The 24,169-nt window shown below is 48.2% G+C and carries 22 protein-coding genes; all 22 read left to right on the forward strand.

Annotated elements, in window-relative coordinates:
• The first annotated feature begins 135 nt into the window (after positions 1 to 135).
• A complete protein-coding gene (locus tag BO18_RS00950; RefSeq protein ID WP_034442459.1) occupies positions 136 to 1,374 on the forward strand; it encodes a nucleotidyltransferase domain-containing protein in 1,239 nt (412 codons plus the stop codon).
• Positions 1,371 to 2,426: a hypothetical protein gene (locus BO18_RS00955; RefSeq protein WP_034442463.1), complete on the forward strand. Its 1,056-nt coding sequence runs from the start codon at positions 1,371 to 1,373 to the stop codon at positions 2,424 to 2,426. Before BO18_RS00950 ends, BO18_RS00955 begins: the two co-directional genes overlap by 4 nt.
• Complete coding sequence (locus BO18_RS00960; protein WP_034442465.1) at positions 2,419 to 3,426, forward strand: hypothetical protein; 1,008 nt, start codon at positions 2,419 to 2,421, stop codon at positions 3,424 to 3,426. The genes BO18_RS00955 and BO18_RS00960 overlap by 8 nt, the downstream gene beginning before the upstream one ends.
• A gap of 1 nt (position 3,427) precedes the next feature.
• Entirely contained in the window at positions 3,428 to 3,856 is a 429-nt protein-coding gene (locus tag BO18_RS00965; protein ID WP_051688397.1) for a PqqD family protein, read from the forward strand.
• 16 nt (positions 3,857 to 3,872) lie between these two features.
• Positions 3,873 to 5,822, forward strand: coding sequence for a hypothetical protein (locus tag BO18_RS00970; RefSeq protein WP_034442467.1), 1,950 nt, complete (start codon positions 3,873 to 3,875; stop codon positions 5,820 to 5,822).
• Positions 5,819 to 6,529, forward strand: coding sequence for a glycosyltransferase family 2 protein (locus BO18_RS32220; RefSeq protein ID WP_051688398.1), 711 nt, complete (start codon positions 5,819 to 5,821; stop codon positions 6,527 to 6,529). The genes BO18_RS00970 and BO18_RS32220 overlap by 4 nt, the downstream gene beginning before the upstream one ends.
• The gene (locus BO18_RS00980; protein WP_051688399.1) at positions 6,522 to 7,193 is read left to right on the forward strand and encodes a glycosyltransferase family 2 protein; all 672 of its coding nucleotides are present in this window, start codon (positions 6,522 to 6,524) and stop codon (positions 7,191 to 7,193) included. Before BO18_RS32220 ends, BO18_RS00980 begins: the two co-directional genes overlap by 8 nt.
• Positions 7,190 to 8,044: a glycosyltransferase family 2 protein gene (locus BO18_RS00985; protein WP_034442470.1), complete on the forward strand. Its 855-nt coding sequence runs from the start codon at positions 7,190 to 7,192 to the stop codon at positions 8,042 to 8,044. The genes BO18_RS00980 and BO18_RS00985 overlap by 4 nt, the downstream gene beginning before the upstream one ends.
• Entirely contained in the window at positions 8,041 to 9,090 is a 1,050-nt protein-coding gene (locus BO18_RS00990) for a polysaccharide pyruvyl transferase family protein (protein ID WP_034442473.1), read from the forward strand. Before BO18_RS00985 ends, BO18_RS00990 begins: the two co-directional genes overlap by 4 nt.
• Positions 9,083 to 10,162: a Coenzyme F420 hydrogenase/dehydrogenase, beta subunit C-terminal domain gene (locus BO18_RS00995; RefSeq protein ID WP_051688400.1), complete on the forward strand. Its 1,080-nt coding sequence runs from the start codon at positions 9,083 to 9,085 to the stop codon at positions 10,160 to 10,162. The genes BO18_RS00990 and BO18_RS00995 overlap by 8 nt, the downstream gene beginning before the upstream one ends.
• 15 nt (positions 10,163 to 10,177) lie before the next feature.
• Positions 10,178 to 11,848: an ABC transporter ATP-binding protein gene (locus BO18_RS01000; protein WP_034442475.1), complete on the forward strand. Its 1,671-nt coding sequence runs from the start codon at positions 10,178 to 10,180 to the stop codon at positions 11,846 to 11,848.
• A 468-nt stretch (positions 11,849 to 12,316) separates the two neighbouring features.
• Positions 12,317 to 13,120, forward strand: a complete 804-nt coding sequence (locus BO18_RS01010) for a PD-(D/E)XK nuclease family transposase (protein WP_034442482.1) — start codon at positions 12,317 to 12,319, stop codon at positions 13,118 to 13,120.
• 118 nt (positions 13,121 to 13,238) lie between these two features.
• Positions 13,239 to 13,538, forward strand: coding sequence for a hypothetical protein (locus tag BO18_RS01015; RefSeq protein WP_185752309.1), 300 nt, complete (start codon positions 13,239 to 13,241; stop codon positions 13,536 to 13,538).
• A 251-nt stretch (positions 13,539 to 13,789) separates the two neighbouring features.
• Positions 13,790 to 14,800: a glycosyltransferase family 2 protein gene (locus BO18_RS01020; RefSeq protein ID WP_034442485.1), complete on the forward strand. Its 1,011-nt coding sequence runs from the start codon at positions 13,790 to 13,792 to the stop codon at positions 14,798 to 14,800.
• A 3-nt stretch (positions 14,801 to 14,803) separates the two neighbouring features.
• Positions 14,804 to 15,907 carry an alpha/beta hydrolase gene (locus tag BO18_RS01025; protein ID WP_034442488.1) on the forward strand — a complete coding sequence of 368 codons (1,104 nt, stop codon included), beginning with the start codon at positions 14,804 to 14,806 and terminating at the stop codon, positions 15,905 to 15,907.
• A gap of 6 nt (positions 15,908 to 15,913) precedes the next feature.
• Entirely contained in the window at positions 15,914 to 17,860 is a 1,947-nt protein-coding gene (locus BO18_RS01030; RefSeq protein WP_034442491.1) for an AMP-binding protein, read from the forward strand.
• Positions 17,860 to 19,254, forward strand: a complete 1,395-nt coding sequence (locus BO18_RS01035; protein ID WP_034442494.1) for a lysophospholipid acyltransferase family protein — start codon at positions 17,860 to 17,862, stop codon at positions 19,252 to 19,254. Before BO18_RS01030 ends, BO18_RS01035 begins: the two co-directional genes overlap by 1 nt.
• A 5-nt stretch (positions 19,255 to 19,259) precedes the next feature.
• Positions 19,260 to 19,508, forward strand: a complete 249-nt coding sequence (locus tag BO18_RS01040) for an acyl carrier protein (RefSeq protein WP_034442497.1) — start codon at positions 19,260 to 19,262, stop codon at positions 19,506 to 19,508.
• Between the two features lie 24 nt (positions 19,509 to 19,532).
• Positions 19,533 to 20,462, forward strand: a complete 930-nt coding sequence (locus tag BO18_RS01045; RefSeq protein WP_051688402.1) for a DegV family protein — start codon at positions 19,533 to 19,535, stop codon at positions 20,460 to 20,462.
• A complete protein-coding gene (locus BO18_RS01050; RefSeq protein ID WP_034442500.1) occupies positions 20,462 to 21,433 on the forward strand; it encodes an alpha/beta hydrolase in 972 nt (323 codons plus the stop codon). The genes BO18_RS01045 and BO18_RS01050 overlap by 1 nt, the downstream gene beginning before the upstream one ends.
• A gap of 4 nt (positions 21,434 to 21,437) precedes the next feature.
• Positions 21,438 to 22,322 carry a DegV family protein gene (locus BO18_RS01055; RefSeq protein WP_034442503.1) on the forward strand — a complete coding sequence of 295 codons (885 nt, stop codon included), beginning with the start codon at positions 21,438 to 21,440 and terminating at the stop codon, positions 22,320 to 22,322.
• Between the two features lie 37 nt (positions 22,323 to 22,359).
• A complete protein-coding gene (locus tag BO18_RS01060) occupies positions 22,360 to 23,982 on the forward strand; it encodes a DAK2 domain-containing protein (RefSeq protein WP_034442506.1) in 1,623 nt (540 codons plus the stop codon).
• The last annotated feature ends 187 nt before the right edge of the window (positions 23,983 to 24,169 follow it).

The raw sequence follows: 24,169 nt of genomic DNA on the forward strand, positions 1-24,169 counted from the left end.
ACTTTCTTTTATACCGCCAATCGATTGACTGCCTGAATCGGAAGTTTAACCACCCGTATCGGAAAATTAACCGCCCGCATTTGCGGTAAAGCATAAATTATTATAATATAGTGCGGAAATCCGAGGCTCTGTTTTATGTGGGGCCTTAAAGATCTGGAGTGCTTCGGACCGGTGGGAAATGAGCTGTCATCTGTACAAAAGGCTGCGCTTGCCCTTTTTAAGGCAGGCCTGACCGGTAACGCATGTACGTTGCCGGCTGATCCCGATTGGAGCCAGATACACCAGATTGCTTTGGATCAGGGCATGATGTGTGTCGTCTATAACGCCATCAAGTCGTCAGGCATTTCAGTGCCTTCAGAGATCCTCAGGACATTTCAGGCGGAATCGCTTGCTACTATAAGATCTGACAGGCTTCAGATAAATGAGATAAATGCTCTGTTCGGCGAGTTCGAAGCAAAGGAAATTGATTATCTGCCTTTGAAGGGCATTGATTACAAGGCTCTCTATCCGAAGCCCGAGTACAGGTGGATGGCAGACGCCGACATATATTTCCGCAAAGAGCAGTATCAGGAGATATCGAAGATACTTGAAGCAAGGGGCTTCGTCTTCGACTGCGAGTCAGATCACGAATACATCTGGGAAAAACCGGGAGTATTAAAGCTAGAGCTCCACAAGGTCATGACAGATCCGTCTTATCAGATATACATTTCGAGATTTAAGGACGGGTTTGAGATGGCCGAAAGAGTGGGGAACACCCACCGTTACAGGTTCGGCGCTACGGACCAGCTGGTTTATGCGACGGCGCATTTCACCAAGCATTACATGTCGATCTGCCCTAATGTCAGGAACCTTTTGGACATGTACTACCTTTCCAAAGATCCGAAGGTCGATCAGAAGAAGCTCGATGAGATGCTCGACGGGCTGAGGCTTAAAAAGCTTTATTCATATGCTGTAAAGGCAGTTGACTGCTTGCTTAATGACAGGCCTTTCGATGAGAACTGTCTCATGATCTTAAACCGCACGCTCACAAATTCCGCGGAGTTCAACGAGAAGAGAAAATATTTCTTCATCGCTGCGAGCATGAACAAGGGCGGGTCCGAATTAAGTTCCAAATCTAAGAATAAGACGCTTATTTACAGGCTCTTTCCGCCGGTGCTGATAATGAAGTACAAGTATCCGGTACTGAGGAAAGCTCCCGTGCTCCTGCCTTTCTGCTGGATACACAGGGCTTTTGAAGGCGTTTTCTTCAAGCACAAGCTCGTGAACGTCTTCATGAAGGAATATAAAGAATCTCCCGACCAGGTCAGGGCCTATGTCGAAGAGATGGAAAAGCTCGGTCTCGAGGAGTGGGTCGAACGGGTGGATCTGAGATGACGGACCACTCTGCTTCGGAAAAGAAACTCACGGACATGCTCTTCGGCAGGAGGGATCTTGCTCTTATATCTTCAATGGGTTCGGGCAGAGTCACAGACATAGATGCGCTCACGGAAGGTCTTGATCCCGATAACGAGAGTCTCATATACATGCTTTCTTTGAGCTTATTGGGTTACCGCACGGGTTTTGATATGTTTCCAGAAAATGCCGTGCCGCGGCTTCAGGGCCTTCATAGATACTATCAGGTCAGGAACGGCGCAGGTATGCCCTGGTTCCGCAACCAGTTGGACAGGTTGGGAAAAGCCGGGATCCCCGTAATGCTTACAGGCGATACCGCCATGAGGGCTTACTATTCGCCCGATAATCCGAGAATGTTCTCACAATATGGTCTGACGGTCGTATCCGAGAAGTACGACGAAGCGCTTGTGCTTTTAAGGGATGCCGTTAAGAATGCCGATAAAGACAGCAATTTCGACAGGACGATGCAGGACATCACGGTGATAAGGCTCTTTGAAGGTGTTCCCGACAAGAGATTCACTATAGAACGTTCGCTCTGGACAAGGGCTTCCAAGTTTGAATATCTCGGCCACGAGGTCTATGTTCCGTCAAAAGAAGACATGCTCATATACCTTTTGTGCGTGCCTTACGGTCCGTGGGTTTTGGAAGAGGATATCAACCTCAGGACGAGACGTGTGACCGATGCCTGCGCGATCCTGATGGCCGATAAAGACTTTGATTACGGATATCTGGCAAATGTTGCTTCGATGTCAGGCGCTTACGACACGTTAAGGTATTACTTATGTCTTATCAATGTTTGCGTTCCGGGGCTGATACCCGATGAGGTTTGGTCAGAGCATTTTGCAGCTGACGATTCTTACGAAGAATACTTAAACCTCATGACTGATTTCTGCAACGTGAGAAAAGACGGTCCCGCGCCGGGCGGCAGGATAACTTCGAAGAGTCCTTCGGCGCTTCTTAAGAAGGCGCAGATAAAGAGCGCCAGGGAAAAGGTATTGAGATTCATGGAAAAGAGCAGGGAAGTTCATGGGTAAGCATACACTGACAGATTATTTCCGCTATGTGGATAAGAGAATAGCGGACCAGAGGGAAGAGGGCATGACGTCCTTTAAGATCTCGGTCGCAGGACAGATAATCGAGCAGAGATTCACGCTTAAGGCACATGCCGAAAGCGTAATGAAATACATGGTCGGCATCCTTGCGGATGAGAATGCAGAGCCCGATGCGGTCTTTTATTACTGGACTGAGGACATAAAAGTCTATGAACCGCCTCAGGCTTCTTCGGAAACTGCGGTCTGGCAGAGTAAGGATGAGACAGGATATATAAGGGTCACACCTGGATACGGCATGGTCGGCGTCGACTATACGAGAAACACATATTATTTCTGCAGGGAGCCGAAGAGCAATCCCGAGTCGATGCTCTACGGACATGCCATGATCGTGGCTTTCGGGCAATGGGCAAAGCACAACGGACTGATGCTCCTGCACAGCGCATGCGTAGGTGTTGACGGCAAAGGCGTGCTCCTGTCGGCCAGGGGCGGCGGCGGAAAGTCAACTTTGGCGGTATCCTGCCTCTTGGGCGGGTTCGATTTTGTTGCTGACGACTATGTTCTCGTTAACAGCGAAGGACCTCTGAAGGCTTTGCCTTTATACAGGACCGTGAGCCTTAATCAGGACATGTCAGCTCTTTTAAAGCCCGGAATGGACATCGTAAGGGTTGATCACGACAGAAACGACAAACTTATGCTCGATGCTTCAGGATATTCCTATGCCAATGAACTGCCCGTCAATGCTATAATATGCCCCAGGGTATCTGATATCGGTGAGCCTGAGATCAGAAAGACTTCTCCCGGGCCCGTCCTCGTGAAACTTATCGATTCGACGGCGAGCCAGCTCGGAGTCTTCCGTGATCCCGAACCTTATCGTATAATGTCCCGGCGGCTTATCGGTATTCCCGTGTATGAGATACTTCTTTCGCGCGATCTCGAGAAGAACCGCGAAGCGTTAAGAAAATTTATAAGTGAGGAACTTTGAAATGTATAAGCTCAATGAAGAGAAGATGTTCTATGACATGGCTGACGGTCAGGCCGTCGTCATTAATTTCGAGACCGGTATGTACTACGGCACCAGCAGCCTGGCATCCGCAGTACTGGATCTCCTTATGAAGAATGCCGATCCCGATAAGGTGCTGGCTGCGATAAAGGCGCTTGACGGGTGCCCCGCTGACATCGACGCAGCTTTCAAGGCTTTTATTGACGAGCTTATCGCAAAGGGAATCGTCGTAGAGAGCGGTTCATCCGAAGAGGTTGAGATCAGCTTTGATGCTGCTTCTCTTGCTGACGGCTTTGGTCTTACGCTCAATGAATTCTCCGAGGTTCAGGACCTTCTCCTGGCTGACCCGATCCACGACGTTGACGTTGATGCGGGCTGGCCTGTAATGGGTGAAGGCGACGACAATAAATAATCAGGGGGATATTTCCTTGGACATCACGATCGGCCGGCCCTATATCGAGAGAGGTTCTTCTGACAGCCGTCTTTGTTCCGATATCAGGTTCGGTGACCGTTCGTTCAAGCTCTGGTTCTCGTTAACCGGACTTCCGGGAGGCTTTTTGCTTACGGAACGCTGCGACGCTTTTGCAGGCGTCCTTTTGCCTGAAGCAATGAAGCGTGGTTTGTCCATTACTTCGGAAACTCCCATATCTGCATCTCTTTTATATCAGTTCAGAGAACATCTCATTCCCACCATGAGCATGGCATTTGACGGTTTTCAGGAGATAAGCATCGATATCCCGTCTGTACATGATTATGAGTACTTTCCTCATTCAAGTGCCAGTTCATGTTCATATTCGTTAAATGATAAAGCCCGTTTCGCTGATTTTTACATCATATCCAGGTTCGGAAAATATAAGGACAGGGAGACTTTCGAAAAAGTCTGCGCTGACTGCGAAAGCAGGGAAACTATGTATGCTTTCATCGATTCGAACATCGATGAACTGTTCCCGGAATCCGATCCGCACACGGAATATTTAAGGTTCTTATCTTCCGTCCTTATATTGCAGAAAGTGACAGGTTCTTTCAGTTTTCACAGGGAACTGATCCCTTTTTCCGGAGGGTGGGATTCGACCTTCAATGTCAACAGGGAAGAGTGGTTCGCTATACTTGCTACGGGCAGTTTTCGCACTGAGCAGACGGTCTTTTATCTGGATCCCGGTGAGAGCTTCAAAGCAGGTCCCGCACCCGAAAAGTCGTCACGGGACATACTTATCGGTAAGCCTTTCATCTTAAGATCTGACGGAAAAACGAGGCTTAAAGCTTACGTTAAGATCGATAGGGTCGTCAAACCCGTTTGGTTCGAAGTGTCTGATGAGTATGGAGATTACTTAGCTGATGACAGGCTTGATCCTTTTGTCATAGCTTTCCTTCCTAAAGCGATGAGGGAAGGACGCAACATCGTATGCCAAGCTCCTGTCTCGAAAAGGCTTCTTTACCAGATCAGGAGATTTCTTATCCCCGCATGCTCTTCGAACATGGACAGCTTTAAGTTTGTTGAGATCTTCGCCGACAAAATTGCCGATATAAAGGAAAACGCCGGTGCCGTCACGACAGGCTGCACATGCGGCGTGGACAGCATGTACACCATTGAAAAGCTGCTGAAGACGGACATCGACGGCCACAGGCTGACACATCTTATGGTCGCCAACTGCGGAACGCTCGAGAGCGACGATAACAGTAAGACCCTGAAGATGATGGCTTCACGTATAGAGAACGGAATAGGTAAAGATACCGGCATTCCCGTCGTTTGCATCGATACGAATCTCGATAAGATATTACCTGAAGAAGTCTATGTCTCGGTTGTCGTATACAGATTGGTTGCTTCGGTTGTCTCTTTGCAGAAACTCTTCGGAGTATTCTGTCTTTCCTCGTCGATCGAGTATGTCAACTTTTCGTACACCGCTGAGGTCTGTGAATACTACGAACCGTTCCTTTTGAAATGTTTCGATCTGGACAGGACAAGGTTCCATTCATCGGGAGCGCAGCTCACCCGTATCGAAAAGCTGTCCTACCTGGCTGATTCCGGGAATGCAAGAAAGCATCTGCATCCTTGCATCTATGCCAGAAGGAGCACCAACTGCGGTACATGCGGAAAGTGTCTTCCCACGATTACCGCACTATATGCGCTGGGTAAGCTCGATGGTTTCGGTGCGGTCTTTGATCTTGATGATTTCCATAAGAACACGGACACATACATCGGCAGGACGATTGCCGAGAATAAACACGAATACTGCGGTGAATGCTATGTGCTGCTTAAGGAAAAAGGACTGATCACCAAGCGCGCCGAGCAGATCGGTGCGATGATATCGGCTGCGCGCACTGTGGCTGAAAAGCACAGGGATGAACTTCTGAAGCAATCAGGAGAAGAAGATTCATGAACGGTATCAGAGTTTCAGTTCTGATCGTTGCCTACCAGGCCGAAGAGTTCATAAAAGAGACTGTAGGGAGCGTTTTGGCGCAGACTTATTCTCCGTTTGAGATCATTGTCGTCAACGACGGTTCGACTGATAAGACCGGTGAGATCGTATCATCTTTTTCTTCTGTCCGTTGTGTTGCTTCGGAGCATAAAGGCATAGCTTCCGCGCGCAATCTTGCGGTTAAGGAAGCAAAGGGCGATTATGTGGCATTCCTTGATGCTGATGATATCTGGGTTCCTTCAAAGCTCGAAAAGCAGGTGCGTTATATAAGTGACAACGAAAACTGTCAGATAGTTTTCTCGCACTATGAGAACTTTACGGATATACCTTTAGATTCACTTACTGAAAGGCAAAAGAAGGTAATGGAAAACCTGTCTTATCCGTATCTGGCGAGCGCTCTGATCAGCAGGAATGTTTTTGAAAAATACGGACTTTTCGATGAGAAATATACATACGGCGAAGACACCGAGTGGTTGAAACGCCTTCAGTTTGCGGGTCTCGACTTGTCACATGAGATCCCTGAGGTACTATATAGAAGACGGATACACGGCGCCAACATCACGCTGTCCCATCAGACTCCCGGACAGAAGGAGATGTTGTCCCTTATGGCCGACGCCATCAGGAAAGCCAATCAGATAAAGAGCGGACTTGGAGATAAGAATGAGTAAGAAACTGTCAGTTGTAATACCCGTTTATAATGCGGAGAAATATATCGCAGAAGCCGTCGGCTCTGTTCTTGAACAGGGCTGGGACGGGGAAGTCGAGATCATAGTAATAGACGACGGTTCGACAGACCGTTCGTGTGAGATAGCGGAAAGCCTCGGCTGCAAGGTGCTGCACCAGGACAGACTGAGAGCGGCAAATGCAAGGAACAGAGGCATAAAGGAAGCTTCCGGAGATCTTATCTTCATGCTCGATGCCGATGACGTCAGCGCCGCAGGGTCGCTTGCAAAACTCCTTGAGCCTTTTATATCCGATGATTCCGTCATTGCCTCATTCGGAATGACGGTTGATTTCTATTCGCCCGACATGCCCGAAGAAGAACGTGTAAAGATCAAGATCCGCACTGAACCTTACGCTGGCATCCTGCCGGGCGCATCTCTGATTGCGCGTTCCGTATTTGACGAGGTCGGACTTTTCGATTCTTCCATGACGAGCGGCGAGACCGTCGACTGGATGGTAAGACTCCGCTCGAGCGGCATGAAGACCGTTCAGATAGTAGATACTGTCTTAAGGCGCCGCATTCACATGACCAACACGGGCAGGACCGACCGCAGGGAAGAGATGAAGAACTATGCGGCTCTCCTTCGCAAGAGGATGGGCAATAAATGACAGATCTCGTCTCGCTCCTCGTTCCTGTCTATAACTCGGAAAAGTATCTGCCGCGTTTTCTTGAAAGCGTTCTTGCGCAGACCTGGGAGCATTTGGAGCTGATCCTTTGTGACGACGGTTCTTCTGACGGTTCTGTTGAGGTCATAAAGTCTTATATGGACAGGTTTGAAGAGCGCGGTATTTCTGTGTCGCTCATTGCTTCTGAACATAAAGGCCAGGCATCGGCAATAAACGATGCCCTTAAACTTACGAAAGGCGAATACCTGACCTGGTGCGATTCCGACGATTACATGTTTCCCGGAAACATCGAAAAGAAGGTGCTCTGGTTAAAAGAACACCCTTATGCCGGCATGGTGCGCAACGACGGACTTGTATATGACGGTGATAATGAGACCGTAATAAGGAGCAGCACAAAGGAAGAGGACCGCAAGGAACAGGATATATTCGATCAGCTTCTATGGCAGACGACTTACTGTTTTGCGGGATGCTATATGATCAGGATGTCTCTTTTCGATTCATGCTATCCTGACCGCGGGATACCTTTGTCAGCCGAAGGCCAGAACCTTCAGCTTTTATTGCCTCCGGCCTCAAGGTCTGTTTGCGGTTTTGTTCCCGAAGTCCTTCATCACTATTATCAGAGAAAAGCAGGTCATTCGAGCCAGAGCAGGAGTTATACCCAGACTCTGGAACGCATCAACGGCTTTAACGACCTGTTCTTAAGGATACTTCCATACTGCGATGTCGATCAGGAAAAGTACAAACAGGTGATAGAAGAAATAAAGAAGAAAAATATCGAGCAATTAAGGTATTCTATGGTAATGAGAGTCAAAAAGGAGATGGGCGAGTCTTGAAAGCAGGAATAGTAACATTTCATGAATCCGATAATTTCGGTGCGGTCCTGCAGGCATATGCGCTGCAGCAGACGCTTTTCTCTTTAGGTGCCGACAGCGAGTTCGTTTCGCTCCCTCAGACACTTAAGCAGAACAGCTATCCGCTGACAGGTCCCGCGGCCGTGTTCGCGAAAAAGATAGTTGCTGAGGGAGAAGTGAGATCCGCCCATTTCAAGGCTTTCAGGGAGCAGTACCTTACGTGCTCAAAGCCCTATACCAAAGATGATTACAAGACCATCGCGTCAGACTTCGACTGCTTTATCGCAGGTTCCGACCAGATATGGAATCTGAGGATACCCGAAGTCGACGAGCGTTATTTTCTGCCTTTTGCCGAGCCTTCGCAGATGAATTCATATGCCGCCAGTTTCGGAGCCGAAGAGTTCCCGGAGAAGGTCAGGGATTATGCCGGCAAGGCTCTGTCGAAGTTCAATAAGATATCCGTCCGCGAAGCTTCCGGACTTGATATCGTGAAATCTTTATGCGGCAGGGAAGATGCCGTCGTGTCACTGGATCCGACATTATTGTTGTCACGCGGGGATTGGCTTGAGGTCGCATCGCCCGCGCCTGCTGAAGATTACTATCTCCTGTTCCTCGTTAAGTACGATGCAGGACTTCATAAGAAAGCGAAAGATGCTGCAGCCGCAGACGGAAAGGAACTTAAGGTCATCACGGCTGCATTCATGCCTCAGCTCGGGTTCCCGGCCTGGAGCGGTGTCACCGTAAACGACTGGGTATCACTCGTTTCACATTCATCGGGAACGTTCACCAATTCGTTCCACGGATGTGCGTTCTCGCTCATATTCGGAAGGCCTTTGTGCATCAACATGCTCCAAGATGAGCTGGGGAAACGTAACGGCAGGATAGAAGACCTTTTATGGAAGTTCGGCATGGACAAGTCTCTTGCAGGTGAACTCCAGGCTTGTCCTTCCGATGAATTTGAATCGCGCATCTGTGATTCCAGAAAGTCTTCCATGGATTATCTTAAGGATATTATCGAAAATGCCTGAACTGTTTTCCGACAGATCGAAATGCTTCGGCTGTGAAGCCTGCAGCGCCTGTTGTCCTTCGGGTGCCATAAAGATGGTGGCCGATGCGGAAGGTTTTGCATATCCTGTTATCGACGCTTCCCTCTGCACGGAATGCGGAAACTGTGTAGATGTCTGTCCCGCTCGAAAAAGCGTTTCTCCGTGTGAGCAGCATTTCTTCGCAGTGCGGACCTTGTCTGAAGATGTTCTTTACAAGAGTACTTCTGGAGGCGCGTTCTCGCTCATTGCTGACGCTATCCTTAAGATTGGCGGTGTTGTCTGCGGAGCTGTTTACGATGAGGATTTTAATGTCGTTCACATCGTATCCGAAGACATTGCTCCGATGAGAAAACCAAAGTATGTACAGAGTTCTCTGGGTAACTGCTACGATCAGATCTCTTCGGCTGTTAAAGACGGGCGTCCCGTCCTGTTCACGGGAACTCCGTGCCAGTGCGATGCCGTGCGCAGCTTTTTCGGTGAAGATTCATCCATATACTATGCGGCATTGGTTTGCAGAGGTGTAGGATCTCCCGCGCTCTGGAAAGACTATGTGAAGTTCCTCGAAAAGAACGGACCTCTGACGTCTTATTGCTCACGTGACAAGCGCAGAGCAGACGACGCGCACACGGTCGCTTACACTGTCGGCGGCAGCGAAACGGCCGTTCAGTATCTGTCAGATCCTTTCAGCAGGATATATGCAAAAGAACTGTCATTGAGGCCTTCATGCTATCAGTGTCCTTATGCGACGATAGACAAGACTTTCGATTTTGTCATAGGCGATTTCTGGGGCGTCGAAAAAGCCTTCCCCGAACTTGCCGACGGCAGGGGAACATCGCTAGTTATAACGGGTTCTGCCAGATCATATCAGATGATCCTTTCGATGAAGGAAAGTGCTGTTATACTTGAGACTGACAGGGAACACGTTAAACAGCCCGCGCTCGAGACTCCCGCAAAAGCAGGAATGCTCAGGCGTTTTTTGATGAAGGATATCGCTGCAAAAGGTCCCGACGGGATCTGCGATATCGCTGCGATACTCAAGAAATACGGTTCTTAAAGGCGGATTTGAAGGATGAAAGAGAAGAAGGTTAAAAAATCTACTCTTAAATGGATCTTCCAAAGGTCCAGATCCGCCATGGGCGATCTTTTATTTCTGTTCATAGTTAAGATCCTTCAGGGCGCCGAAGGCGTGGTTTTCGCGTTCCTTCTGCGCAATATCGTCGATGCCGCAGTAGCGCACGATATGGATAAGCTCGTTACGAGCGCTGTGTTTGTCTGCTGCCTCATCGTTCTTGCCATTGTGCTCTACTGGTGCGCTCAGTACTTCGTCGAGAAACCTACAGCAAAGATAACCAAGCATTTAAGGGAGCGCGCGTTCGGCGAACTTTTGCGCCGCTCTTATCCTGACGTCGTAAAGGTGCATACGGGTGAGTGGATGACCAGGATCAATTCCGATTCTGCGGTCATTGCCAATGCTATCACCACGATAATCCCGAGCACTGCCGGCCTCATCGTACAGCTCGTCTGCGCCGTCGTATCACTGTTCCTCATAATGCCGGGCGTCGCATGGATAATAGTTCCGCTTGGCGCTTTCATGGTCGGATTGTCTTTGTTCCTGAGGACGAGGCTCAAGAACTATCACAAGGAAGTACAGGGCTACGAAGGTGAGGCTTACAGTTTCTTCACGGAGTCATTGAGCGGAATGCCTGTCATCAGGACGTTTACCAAAGAAAATGAGATGACCGCGATTGCAGACAAAAAGCTCGATAAGATCGTATCGGCGCGGTTAAGGAGAGCCAGATTCGTCGCAACATGCGCCACAGGGATCTACGGCATCGTCCGCGTCGGTTATTACATTGCAGTCTTGATCTGCGGCATAAGGATCTACGACGGACTTATGACATACGGTACCATGCTCGCTATCCTGCAGCTCGTGCGCCAGGTCGATTATCCGATGGCAGAAGTGTCACACGGACTTCCTCAGTTCTTCAATATGGTCGCCAGTGCCGAGCGTATGATGGAGATCGAGAAGTTCGAACCCGATCTTCAGGGCGAGGCTGTTCCCGCTACTGAAGCAAACCGTTACTATCACGAGGACATGACCGCCATCTGCATCGAGAATGCATATTTCCATTACGATGACGACGACAACGTGCTTGATGATTTCTCACTGACGATAAATAAAGGCGATTATGTCGCATTCACGGGCGAATCCGGATGCGGAAAGAGTACCTGCATGAACATCCTGATGGGGCTTTACAAACTCGATAAAGGTGAGGTATCCATTGTTGGCAAGAACGGCTCGAAAACGCCACTCACGCCTGAATGGCGCTCGCTCTTTGCTTACGTTCCCCAGGAAAACCTGCTGTTCAGTGGTACCATACGTGAAGTTGTATCCTTCGGCGATAAGTCTTTTGATGACGAAGCCATCTGGAATTCTCTGCGCATTGCCTGCGCCGAAGACTTCGTTAAAGAACTGCCTAAAGGCCTTGATACTCCGCTTGGCGAAAGAGGTTCCGGCCTGTCTGAAGGGCAGATGCAGAGGATCGCCATCGCACGAGCCATCTGCAGCAACCGCCCGATACTCATGCTCGACGAATCGACGAGCGCACTGGATGAATCGACCGAGAGCATGCTCCTGGATAATCTCAAGGCTATGACTGACAGAACGGTGCTCATAATCACACACCGTCCGGCAGCCTTAAATATCTGCAATCAGAGGATAGATTTTCACAGCAAATAGACTATGTTCCGGCCCCTATTTGCGTGTCGGTTATTTCAGATTTTTTGTCGTTTGTTTGTATGATTCCCTGCCGGTTTACGTAATACTGTGTCGGTATTGTCGGTTTTTGTAAGGAAACTTTAGTGTTTTCATGTCGGTTCCTTGTCGTACTTTGTCGCCGAGAAACAGAAAAATCTATTTGCAAGATCCGACAAGGCATCTTTGATGCAGGAGGCGGCACCGCCTCTTGTAAACTTTTAAAGCACCTGCATAAGGCTTGGCAGTCAAGGCTGGCGCAAGCCAAGGCGTCAAGCCGCGCCTTTACTGACAGGCCTGCAGGTGCTACCTCAAAGTTCACTTTTGCGGCCAATCCGTTTTTGTGTTTTATCATAGCGCGCAATTTTGTTTGTTCTAATTATGATAGTCCCATTATTGGAAGTGTCTCTATGTTATGCTCTTGAAAATCAAATGTTTAAGGAGGTTTCTTTTATGACAGATTACAATGATCAGCACTACCAGGAGATCATGCAGAGGATCAGAGGTTTGAGGCTCATCGACGACGTCTTCATGACTGTCTGCTTCGACGGCAACATCGAGGGCGCACAGCTCCTCTTGAGCATCATACTCGACAGGGACGACCTCACGGTAACAGAGGTTAAGGCTCAGAAGATAATGAAGAACCTTAAGGGACGCGATGTCTGGCTCGACATACTTGCAACAGACAAAGAAGGAGCACTTTACAACGTTGAAGTCCAGCGTGCAGACGCTGGAGCAGACAGAAAGCGCGCACGATACCACTCGAGCATGCTCGATTCAAATATGCTGGCACAAGGCGAGTCTTGGCAGGGCATTCGTGAGAGCTATGTTATCTTCATTACGGAGAATGATGTCTTAGGTTTGAACAAGCCAATTTATCACATAGAGAGACATATAGTCGAAGGCGATTATTTGCCTTTCAATGACGGAGAGCATATCATATATGTGAACGGTGCAATGAAAGGATCTGACACGGCACTAGCCAAGCTCATGAGTGATTTCTTCTGCACGGAAGCAAAAGACATGAACTATGCGGCTTTATCTGAAAAGGTCAGATACTTTAAGGAATCTGAGAAAGGAGTTGAGCGTATGTTTGATTCATTAGAAGATTTGAGAAACCAGGCTATACTAGAAGCAAATACTCAAACTGCTCTTAAGATGATCGCAGGCGGAAAACTTTCTTTGGAGGACATTGCTTCTTATTCCGGGCTCCCCCTCGATAAAGTAAAAGAGCTTGCAGAAGCAAAAACCGCATAAGCACTAACTACAAATAAACGATTACATTCAAAGGATCTCGTCAGAGGTCCTTTGTTTTGAATCTGACTTCGAATTGCCTTTCAATGATGGAGAGCATATCATATATGTGAACGGTGCGATGAAAGGATCTGACACGGCACTAGCCAAGCTCATGAGCGACTTCTTCTGCACGGAAGCAAAAGACATGAACTACAAGGAATTATCTGAAAAAGTCAGATACTTCAAGGAGTCTGAGAAAGGAGTTGAGCGTATGTTTGATTCTTTAGAAGATATGAGGAACGAAGCCGTCTCGGAAGCGACGATTGAGTATGCTAAAAAGATGATCGAGTCTGGAAAGCTTTCTCTTGAAGATATAGCAGAATTTTTAGGTCTCCCTCTCGATAAAGTAAGGGAACTTGCAGAAGCGCAGACAGCATAAACTGTATATACAAAATGATTATTCTTGCAAAGGATCTTATAAGAGGTCCTTTGTTTTTGTCAGCAGGAAAAAGAACGTTAATTATTCTTCTCTGATTGAATGTTTTTCTGAGATGAAGTGTAGCTTTAATATACAGAACGTGCATTTTTATTTATTAATTTAAATAAATATAGTAGAATATGCTGTTAGTTTATGCTTGGACCCATATGTGCTTCGGGTTTAAGAGGAAGGTGTAAGGAAGTTTCTGCCAGATGAAGACTGCTGTGCTTTTGCCTGTTTATAATCCTGACGCGAAGTTCCTGCGCCTCGTGGAGGAACTCAACCGCCGAGGATTCAAGGTCGTTGCCGTTAATGACGGAAGCCTTGAAAGATGCGACGAATTCTTTAAGCGTGCGGCTGTCTATGCCGACGTCATCGGATACAAGATCAACAAGGGCAAGGGTTATGCCCTTAAGCGCGGATTTGAGTATATCGGCAACAATTTGAGCGACGAGGTCGATTATATCGTCACGGCTGACTCAGACGGACAGCATGCGATCGAGGATATCGAGCGTGTGGCACATCTGACGAGGAAGACCGACGGTATCGTTCTCGGCATGAGGGACCTTTCGGAAAAGATCCCGATCAAGTCCAGGATCGGCAACGACATGTCCAAGATCGTTTATACGATCGTTACGGGCGTTTATCTGAGAGATAACCAGTCAGGTCTCAGAGGGTTTCCTACAAGGCTCTGCATGTGGCTCCAGGACATTCCGGGCAACAAATACGAGTATGAGCTCAACGTTCTCGCGACCGCTCACAAAGAGGGCATGAAGGTCACCGGCATCGACATAAAGACCATTTACGAGAACAACAACAAGAATACTCATTTCAGACCGATAAAGGATACCATAAGGATACAGAAATCTTTATGGGCTTATGGTCTTATCTCGGCGCTGCTTTATACGCTCTATACGCTTACTGTTTCGGTCATAGTATGGTTCGGCATTCCGCACTTTTACTATTGGCTCATAGGCATATACGTTTGGGTAACGGCGATGCACGCCGTGCTAAACGTTTTTTCGGCCGGTATCAGGCACAGGCAGAAGATCAGCGTCATCTACTACATCACTTGTTCCATCAAGTACTGCATCGCGACGCTGATCATGCTTCTGTTCTACTATCAGGGATGGTTTATGTTCCTGGGCGGCGTCTTGTCTCTAATCGTTATTTTAGTGCTAAGCTATGTGTTTGGCAGATCAGGAATACTGGGAAAGGTTTGATCTATGGAAAAATGCAAATTTGAACTGGTTGAGAGCATAGTGACATCGGGCGGTCTTGTAGAAGCATACGGCCGCGATGTCGTAGCGCATCCCGTTCCGGATGCGGGTGACTTTGAAGGGAAGATGGATCCGAGGGAGTTCTTCATCAGGAGCGCGATCTATGCTTTCCAGAAATCCATCCCCATGAAGTTCTCGGTCGAGGGACTCCGTCAGACGACAAAGACTTACTGTCAGGATATGTGCACTAAGGCTATCGATGAGGATTCCTTTGAAGTAGAAGTCAACGGCAGGAACATCAAGGTCTTTTCTTATAAGCTTGCTGAGTTAACGGGAAAACTGCCCGTCATGATATACATACACGGCGGTTCTTTTATGGCTTCAAAAGCGGAGTTCTACAAGGAACCCTGCAGATATACGGCAGAAAACCTCGGATGCATGGTATTTAACGTCGAATACAGCCTCGCTCCCGAGAATGTTTATCCTGCTGCCATCGAAGACATCTGCGGCGTTATTGCATACGTCTATGAGAACGCCGATGCGCTGAACATAGATAGAGAAAAGATTGGACTTTTCGGCGACTCCGCAGGAGCAAATCTCGCGCTCGCGGCTATCCTCGATAACAAGTCGGAAGCAAAGATCAGCTATGCAGGCCTCTTCTATCCCTGTGTTGATCTTTACTCACAGGATGCTCTCTACGACTGGAGTCTCGACATGTACAACATCGCTGACGAGCAGAGGGAACTTATCGAGTCCCGTCTGCAGCTGGGACGTGCCGACGGCAAAGGAAACAACGAGCTCATGGCTAATATCCTCATGGCTTATTCAGGCGGAAGATATGAGGAAGTTAAGCGCAATCCCGACATCAGTCCGATATATGCCGATCTGAGTGTAATGCCTTATACGGGCGTGTTTACGGCAGAATATGACGGACTCCGCATCCAGGCCGAATACTATTCAACACTTTTGGACAAAGCCGGAGTTCCTAATGAGCACATCAGATACATGGGTGTCTCACACGCTTTCCTCGATTATTTCGGCATCCTGCCTCAGGCACAGGCGTCGATACTCGAGATGTGCGATCAAGTAAGAAAGGTTTGGGGAATATAAGGGATAATGGTCTCTTCAATTGTTACTGAAAACATAGAAGCGCTGAAAAACGCGCCGCAGACGTTTGAGTCGATATACACGATAATCAAGAACAGATTTACGAGCGAGAGATTCGGAGAGTGGCTCGAAGACGGACAGATCCGTCAGATGTCTTATTACGAACTTTACGAGAGAGTCGATGAGTTCACAAAGGCAGCCGTCACGTACGGCAAGGGCGGAAACAATAATTTCGTCGGCATATTTCTCGAAAACTCCGCTGACTGGGTCGCTCTTTTCTGGGGACTTTTGCAGGCAGGCTTCAGGCCGATCCTTCTTAACACAAGACATAACATCGGCATCACGAACGACATCATCAAGGACATGGATCCCGTTTTCGTCGTCTCGGAAGACGTTAGAGTAAACCGCGCAGTTTCCGTAAAGGAACTCCTCGAAGCAGGCAAGGGCGTGAAGTTCGACAAGTCCATGGTCAACTGGGCAGATGAGATAATTCTCATCACTTCAGGCTCTACATCAAAGCCGAAGATCATATCGCACAGTGGAAAGACGATCTGCCTTCAGGTCGAGATGAGCGGCGATATCGTTAAGACAAACCAGTCGATACAGTATAATGCCAAGCTCGACATACATAATCTGGCATTCCTGCCTTTCTATCACATCTTCGGTCTCATCGCGACTTTGATGTGGTTCATGTTCTTCGGAAGAGGATTTGTTTTCCTTCCGAAATACGACGCCCAGAGCATCCAGTACGTCTGTAAGCGCATCGGCGTCACGCATTTCTTCGCGATCCCGCTTGTCTGGAACAAGACAGTAGCATCGCTTGAGAGGGAAGTAGCAAAGCAGGGTAAGACAGAGAAGTTCAACAAGGCTATAAAGTTTTCGAATAAGCTTCAGAACATTTTCCCGCTCTTAGGACCTGTCTTTGTACGTAAGGTCATTTTCAAGAAAGTTAGAAGACAGCTTTTGGGAGAGAGGGCTACATTCCTTATCTCCGGCGGCGGATTCATCTCGCCCAGGACTCTGGAAGTCCTTAACGGTCTGGGTTATTCCATCTATGCAGGCTACGGCCTTACCGAGTGCGGCGTCTTAAGCGTCGAACTCTCAAGAAAAGCCCAGTTCAGGAACGGCACGAGCACAGGTAAGATCTTCAGCAATGTCGCTTATAAGATCAGCGATGAAGGCGAGCTCCTGATCCCGAAGGATCACACGATGAACGGCATCTATGTAGATGGAAAGTTTACGGAGTTCAATGAAGATTACTATCCAACGAACGACCTCGTTAATATCGACGAGACGGGAAGACTTCACATAATAGGCCGTCTGGACGACGTCATCATCGGACCCAACGGCGAGAATATCTCACCTGAAGAGATCGAGTCCAGGATCGACAAGGGAGCATTCACTCAGGAAGCCATGATCAACGCAAAGCTCCCCGGATGCGAAGAGAAGATCATGTGTCTCGTTCTCGCTGACGACGGCACGATGGGCGCTTTCGAGAAGGCATCCTCGCTTAAAGCCGTATTCAATTCGATAGATACTCTCACGATGTCAGAAAGACCGGTCAGGGTATTAAATCTCATCGGCAACATGCCCGAGAACTTTAAGGGCATTGACCGTAAGGTTCTTGCTGAGAAGCTCGAGAAATCTGAGCTCTTTGCAACCGAATGCACGAGACCTACTGACGAGGAGGTCTCACGTACGAGAAGCGCTGAGTATACCGAGCTCATCGGCAAAGTGTGCGACGTTTTCGCTGAAGTCCTGAACAAAGACCGTTCCGAGATTACTGATACATCTAATTTCATTTCTCTCGGCGGAGATTCGATGCAGTATGTCGAGCTTCTCTCGAAAGTATCTGAAGCCACTGGCAGACAGATCAACATGACGGAAACGCCTCTGATCACACCCATGGCGATCGCCGATTACCTGATCGAGCAGAGCAAGGAGACCAGAGAATAATGTTCCTTATCAGATGGCTCCTTTACATCAACAGCATAATCCCTGCATTGATCCTCTTTCCGATAAAGAAGATCTATCTGCGCAAAGACAAGAAGGAAAAATACAAAGGACCCGTGGTCATAGCAATGAACCACACAGCTTTCCTTGATTATGTCGAGGCGCTTTTGGCGTTCCCGGGCAGAAGGAAATACGTGCTCGTTGGTTCGCAGTTTTATAACTACAGCCCCGTCCTCACGTTCTTCATGAAGGCGATGGGCGTCATAAAGGTCGATGCGGTAACGGGTAACATGGACGCGGTCAATCAGGCCGTCGAGCAGATAAACAAGGGCCATTCCATCCTGATCTTCCCGGAAGGCCACATTGAGACAGAAGGAAAGCTTTTGGAATACAAGCAGGCTGCAGCGCTCATTTCCCTGAGCGCGGGAGTTCCTATCGTTCCCGTTTTCCATAACGGAAGGATCGGTCCGGGAAAGCGCGACCTGATGTTCATCGGAAGCTACATGTATCCCGATACCTACATGACCAGGGACGATCTCGAAAACCTGCAGGACAGGGCAAATGCTTTCACTAAGGACCTTCAGGACAGGACAGAGGAATACAGACAGTTCTATTTAAGAAACTTCATGATAGCTGACGGCAAGAAGCTCAAGCGACCGAAGTATGCAGGGTTCCTTTATAACTTTATGAAGACGACCGCATGGCCCGGAATCAAGATCCTTATGAGAACAAAGATCACATATAATGGTGATCTTGCACGCGGAACAAGATATATGGATAAGGGAATGGTCATTGTCGCAAACCACTCATGGTGGATCGACTCTGCATTGCTTTATTACGTTTTCCGCCGGGTATACTGCAGAAGCCTTGCCGCAAAGGACGTTGCAGAAGTAAACAAGTCATGGGGATTCTTTGAAAAGGCCATGGGATGCGTACTTCTCGACAGATCCGGATTTGACTGGGAATCCTTAAAGACAATGATGGATGGCTTAAAGAATCACGAACCTTTCATTATCTTCCCGGAAGGACACATGAATTACGACGATGAGTTCCTTGATTTCATGAAGGGACCTGCGATGCTTTCGATCTATACAAAGCGTCCCGTCGTACCTGTTTATATCCATACTTCATATAAGTTGTTTAAGCCCACGTGCTTTGTTGTCGGAGACCCCATAGAATTTGACAAAGAAGGGCTTGTAACAGATAATGAATCGTACGATAAAGCCAATGAAATAATGCGTGAAAAGCTCTATGAACTCAGGCGTCAGGCTATATCGGAAACAAAGCCTCAGATGAACAGCTACATCAAGAAGATCAGGGCAGAGATGAAGGCTAATCTTGCCAAGATCTCCAGCGAGATCGAAGAGGCACGTAACGCGAGGGCAGGGGGAAAGTAGGACAGATGGATATGATCCCGGAACTGTATTCCATTATTGCGGATACACATAAGACCATGAACAGGACTTTTGATGTCCCTCTCGAATACATCACTCCCGATTCTGAACTCACCGAACTCGGATTAGACGATCGCTCTTCCGAGGTGATGCTCATGAACATCGAGAGCAGGCTGAAGGTAACATTGCCGGTTGACGGTGACTACACGCCAAGGACCGTCGGCGATGTTATTACAATGATTAAGTCTTCAAAATAATTATTTATATAAGGAGAAACAGAAATGGCTGATTATGTAATTCTCACAGACAGCTCCACAGACCTTACAAAGGATCTTAGAGAGAGATTCGGAATCGATGATTACCTTCCCGGAAACATCACATTCCCGGACGGACACACAGAAGATTCCACGCTTGACTGGGAGAATATCTCACCTCAGGACTTCTATACTTCAATGTCAAAGGATTCCATGTACACAACGGGAATCAAGAACATTGAGATTCAGGAGGCTTTTTTCGAGAAGTATCTCAAGCAGGGAAAAGATATCCTTAACATCTCACTTTCCCACGCTCTTTCAAATACTTATGACGCATGCCGCAAGGCTGCTTCAAACCTTCAGGAGAAGTATCCCGACAGAAAGATCATCGTTGTCGACTCTCTCCGTTATTCAGGCGGTGACGGACTTCTCTGCTCGCTCGCAGGTGATATGAAGAAGGAAGGCAAGTCCATTGAAGAAGTTGCTCAGTGGCTCGAAGAGAACAAGCACAGATGCCACCAGACAGGTACGGTTGACGACCTCAAGTTCCTCGCCAAGATGGGACGCTGCTCCAACGTATCCGCATTCATGGGATCTCTCATCAACATCAAGCCTATCGCTGAGTTCAACAGAGACGGCATGAACCAGATCATCACCAAAGTAACAGGCTACAAGAAGCTCTTTGCTGCCATGATCGAATACATGAAGGCTACCATCGAGCCCAACCCCAAGAGGATCTTCGTTTCACACACATTCCGTAAGGCACAGTGGCTCCAGCTTCAGGACCTCATCCGTGAGGAGTTCCATCCCGAGGAGATCATCCCCACAACAGTCTGCATGGCTAACGGTTCTTCGATCGGCCCCGGCATGGTAGTTGCTTTCTACATGGGTAAGGAGATCTCCGAAGGACTCGTTGAGGAGACCAAGATCTTAGAGGAGATCAAGGCTAAGTTATAATGACTAACTCAGGTTTTAATCCTTTGCCGCTGATAATCATAATTGCTCTTGTCGTCATCATAGGCGGCGGGTTTATCTTCATGTGGATTTACTGCATGAAGATAGCCAAAAAGCAATATACGAACATGTTCATCAGGGAAACAAAGGATAAGTGGGCGAGAGGAAACAGCGCGCCCGAGAATGCCGAGCACACGGTCATGTTCGATACCGGAATGAAGTGGGGCACCGAGAATGCCGCATACATGAAGGAGATCGAGATGACCGCTTTTGACGGTCTTAAGATGAAGGGCGAGTATTTCGACTTCGGGTACGACAGGGCATGCCTCATAATGGCCGGCAGAGCCGAGACTTGCAAATACTGTTACTATTTCGCCGATCTTTATCAAAAGAACAAGTTCAACATCATAGTCGTTGATCCGAGAGCCGCAGGCCTCAGCGAAGGAAGATACACCGGCGCGGGAATGCTCGAAGGAAAGGACGTTGCCTCATGGCTCAAAGTTGTTCACGAGCAGTTTGGGATCGACCACTTCGTCATCCACGGCATCTGCATCGGCTCGGTAGCCGCCATCTATGTGGCCTCCGAACATAACCCGCTGGTCGACGCCATCGTTCTTGAAGGACCTTTCATCTCGTTCTACAACGTTCTCTGCCAGAGGACAAGAAACCTCGGAAAGCCTTCATTTCCGGTATGTTTCCAGATGGGACTTCTCTTTAAGAAGCTTGCCGGGATCGACATTTTCGGCAACACTCCGATAAAAGCCATCAGGAACGTTGAAGTACCGCAGCTCATGATCTGCGGAAGACAGGACGTCTCATCTCTGCCGAAGTATTTCGACAGGATCAATGAGGTATCGGGTTCTAAGAATAAAAAGATGGTCTGGTTCGACGAGGGAGCACACTCCCACTTAAGGATCAGGAATCTTGAAGGATACGACAAGGCGGTTACTGACTTCATAAACGAGGTGTTATAGTGACATGGCAACATTTGACGTTCTTACCGATTCAACATCAGATCTGACTCCGGAATTGAGACAGGAGTATTCCATCGATTATTTTGAGATGGAGTTTTCCACGGAAGAGAAGACTTATCAGGCTTCTCTCGACTGGAATGATATCGGTGCCCACGCGTTCTACGAAACGATGAGGAACGACGTCAAATACAGGACTGCACAGGTATCTGTAAAGAACTTTACCGACAAGATGAGAGCACACTTAAGCGAAGGAAAGGATATCATCTACATCGCATGTTCTTCGGCGCTCTCGTCTTCGGTCAAGACCGCTTATATCGTAAGGGACGAGCTCCGCGAGGAGTTCCCTGACCGCAAGGTCATCTGCATAGATTCACTCATCAGCGGAATGGCGCAGGGAATGCTGGCGATCGAATGCGCGAAGATGCGTGACCAGGGCAAGACAGTCGAGGAGTGCGGCGAATGGCTCGAAGACAACAAGTTCTTCTATAACCAGTGCGCAACGACCGAGACTTTGTCTTATCTCAAGGAAGCGGGCAGGGTAACGGCTTCGTCGGCTTTCTTCGGCAACCTCTTTGCGGTCAAGCCGATCATCATATCTGACTCAAAAGGCCAGAACCTGGCGGTCAAAAAGGTGAAGGGTAGAAAATCCTCATTTACCGAGATCGCCGATCATGTTTCGAACTATATCGTGTCACCTGAGAAACAGACAGTATGGATCGGTCATGCCGACTGCTTTTTCGATGCCGAACAGCTCGAAATGGAGATAAAGTCAAAGATAAAGGGCGTCAACGTCAAAAAATACGTTATAGGCCCCATCGTCGGTGTCTCTGTAGGCCCCGGCACGCTGATCTGCAACTACTTCGGAAAGTCGAAGACTGAGCAGGTCTGAACATATAACGAATAACAACAGGAAGAGTAAAGGATACATGGAATTATCGGTCTTAAAGAAAATGCTTATTGGCGGTGCCAAGAAGATACTTGATAACAAGCAGGAATTAAACGACATGAACGTCTTCCCGATCCCTGACGGTGATACGGGCACAAATATGGACAAGACGATGAGCGGCGTTCTGCAGGTCCTGCTCGAGATCGGCGACAGGGAACTGGAGTCATCAGATTTCGATAAGCTCTATACGGGCGCCCTGATGAATTCACAGGGTAATTCCGGTGTAATCCTTTCACAGTGGCTCAAGGGTTTCCTAAGAGCGTTCAAGGATTTCGACGAAGTAAACGCGGGAACTCTCTATGCCGGATTCCTTGCAGGAACCGAGAGTGCATATAACTCAGTTGCAGAACCAGTTGAAGGCACATTCCTGACAGTATGCCGCGAGGCACAGGAGAATGCCGAGGATAATCTCGATGAGGAAACGACCACCGAACAGTTCATGACGGATATCGTCGAAGGCGCAAAGGAATCCTTAAAGCACACACCCGAACTTCTTCCGGTTCTTAAGGAATACAACGTTCTGGATTCCGGCGCGATGGGCTTTGTATGCCTCGTAACAGGTATGCTCGAAGCTCTGGATGATTCTTTTGACATCGACCTTTCAGAGTTCGCATCAGTCGCGACGGTACCTGCCGGAGCTGCACCCGCAGAAGGAATGGGCGGTGAAGGTCTTGCGGAATTCGGTTACTGCACCGAGATGATCATCCAGATCGACGATGACAAGATCGATTCATTCAACGAAACGCTAGTAAGATCCGACATGAGAGACTTCGGTAACTCCCTCGTTCTCGTAAAAGACGGCAACCAGGTAAAGGTCCACATCCACACATTAAAGCCTGAGTCAGTTATGGCTTACTATCACAGATACGGCGAGTTCGTTAAGCTCAAGATAGAGAACATGACGATACAGCATAACGAGACTGTTTTCGCAGGCAAAAAGGATGTTGCCATCGTTGCCGTAGCTGACGGAGACGGTTTTGCCGATCTTTTTAAGGAAATGGGCGTAACCGAGATCGCAAAGGGCGGACAGTCCGACAACGTATCGGTCATGAGCCTCTGCGAGACATGCAACGACGCGTCCGCAAAGCACATAATAATCCTGCCCAATAACAAGAACATCATCATGACGGCCGAGAAGGTTAAAGAAGTCATGAAGGACTGCAAGATCCACATCGTTCCTACAAAGTCCCTGGCAGAAGGCTATCTCGCACTTTCTCTGATCGATCCTTCCGCGTCAGTTGAAGAGATCGAGAAGACCATGAACGAAGCTCTCTCGGGCGTTCACACAGGTCTCATCGCCAAGGCAGACAAGACGGGCGTCTATAACGGCATCTCCGTAAATACAGGCGATTACATCGGTGTTTTGGATGACGACTTTATCACATGCGCATCCTCTGATCTTAAGGAATGCCTTACAAAGTTCATTCCCACAGTCCCTTCGGCAGCTGACTGCGAATCGGTCATGGTGTTTGCCGGAAACAACGATGATAAGGCCATCGCTGACGGTATGACAGATTTAATAAAGGAATCTTGCCCCCAGGCAGAGATTTTCTCTTGCTTAGGCGGACAAAATATATATAATTACGTTATTGCGTTTTCGTAAAACGCGAAATAGAAAAAGGTCAGGTTTTGAGATGAAAGATGGAGAAGATCATCTTAGACCTCTTTGGAGGGGACAATCTTAATGACGTCTTAACAGACGGCGCTTATAGAGCGTCGTCAGTATGTCCTGACCTCTCTATCACTTTCGCCGGACCATTTGAAGCCGCAGGCTCATCCCTTAACATTTT

The organism is Butyrivibrio sp. AE2032 (genome assembly GCF_000702965.1).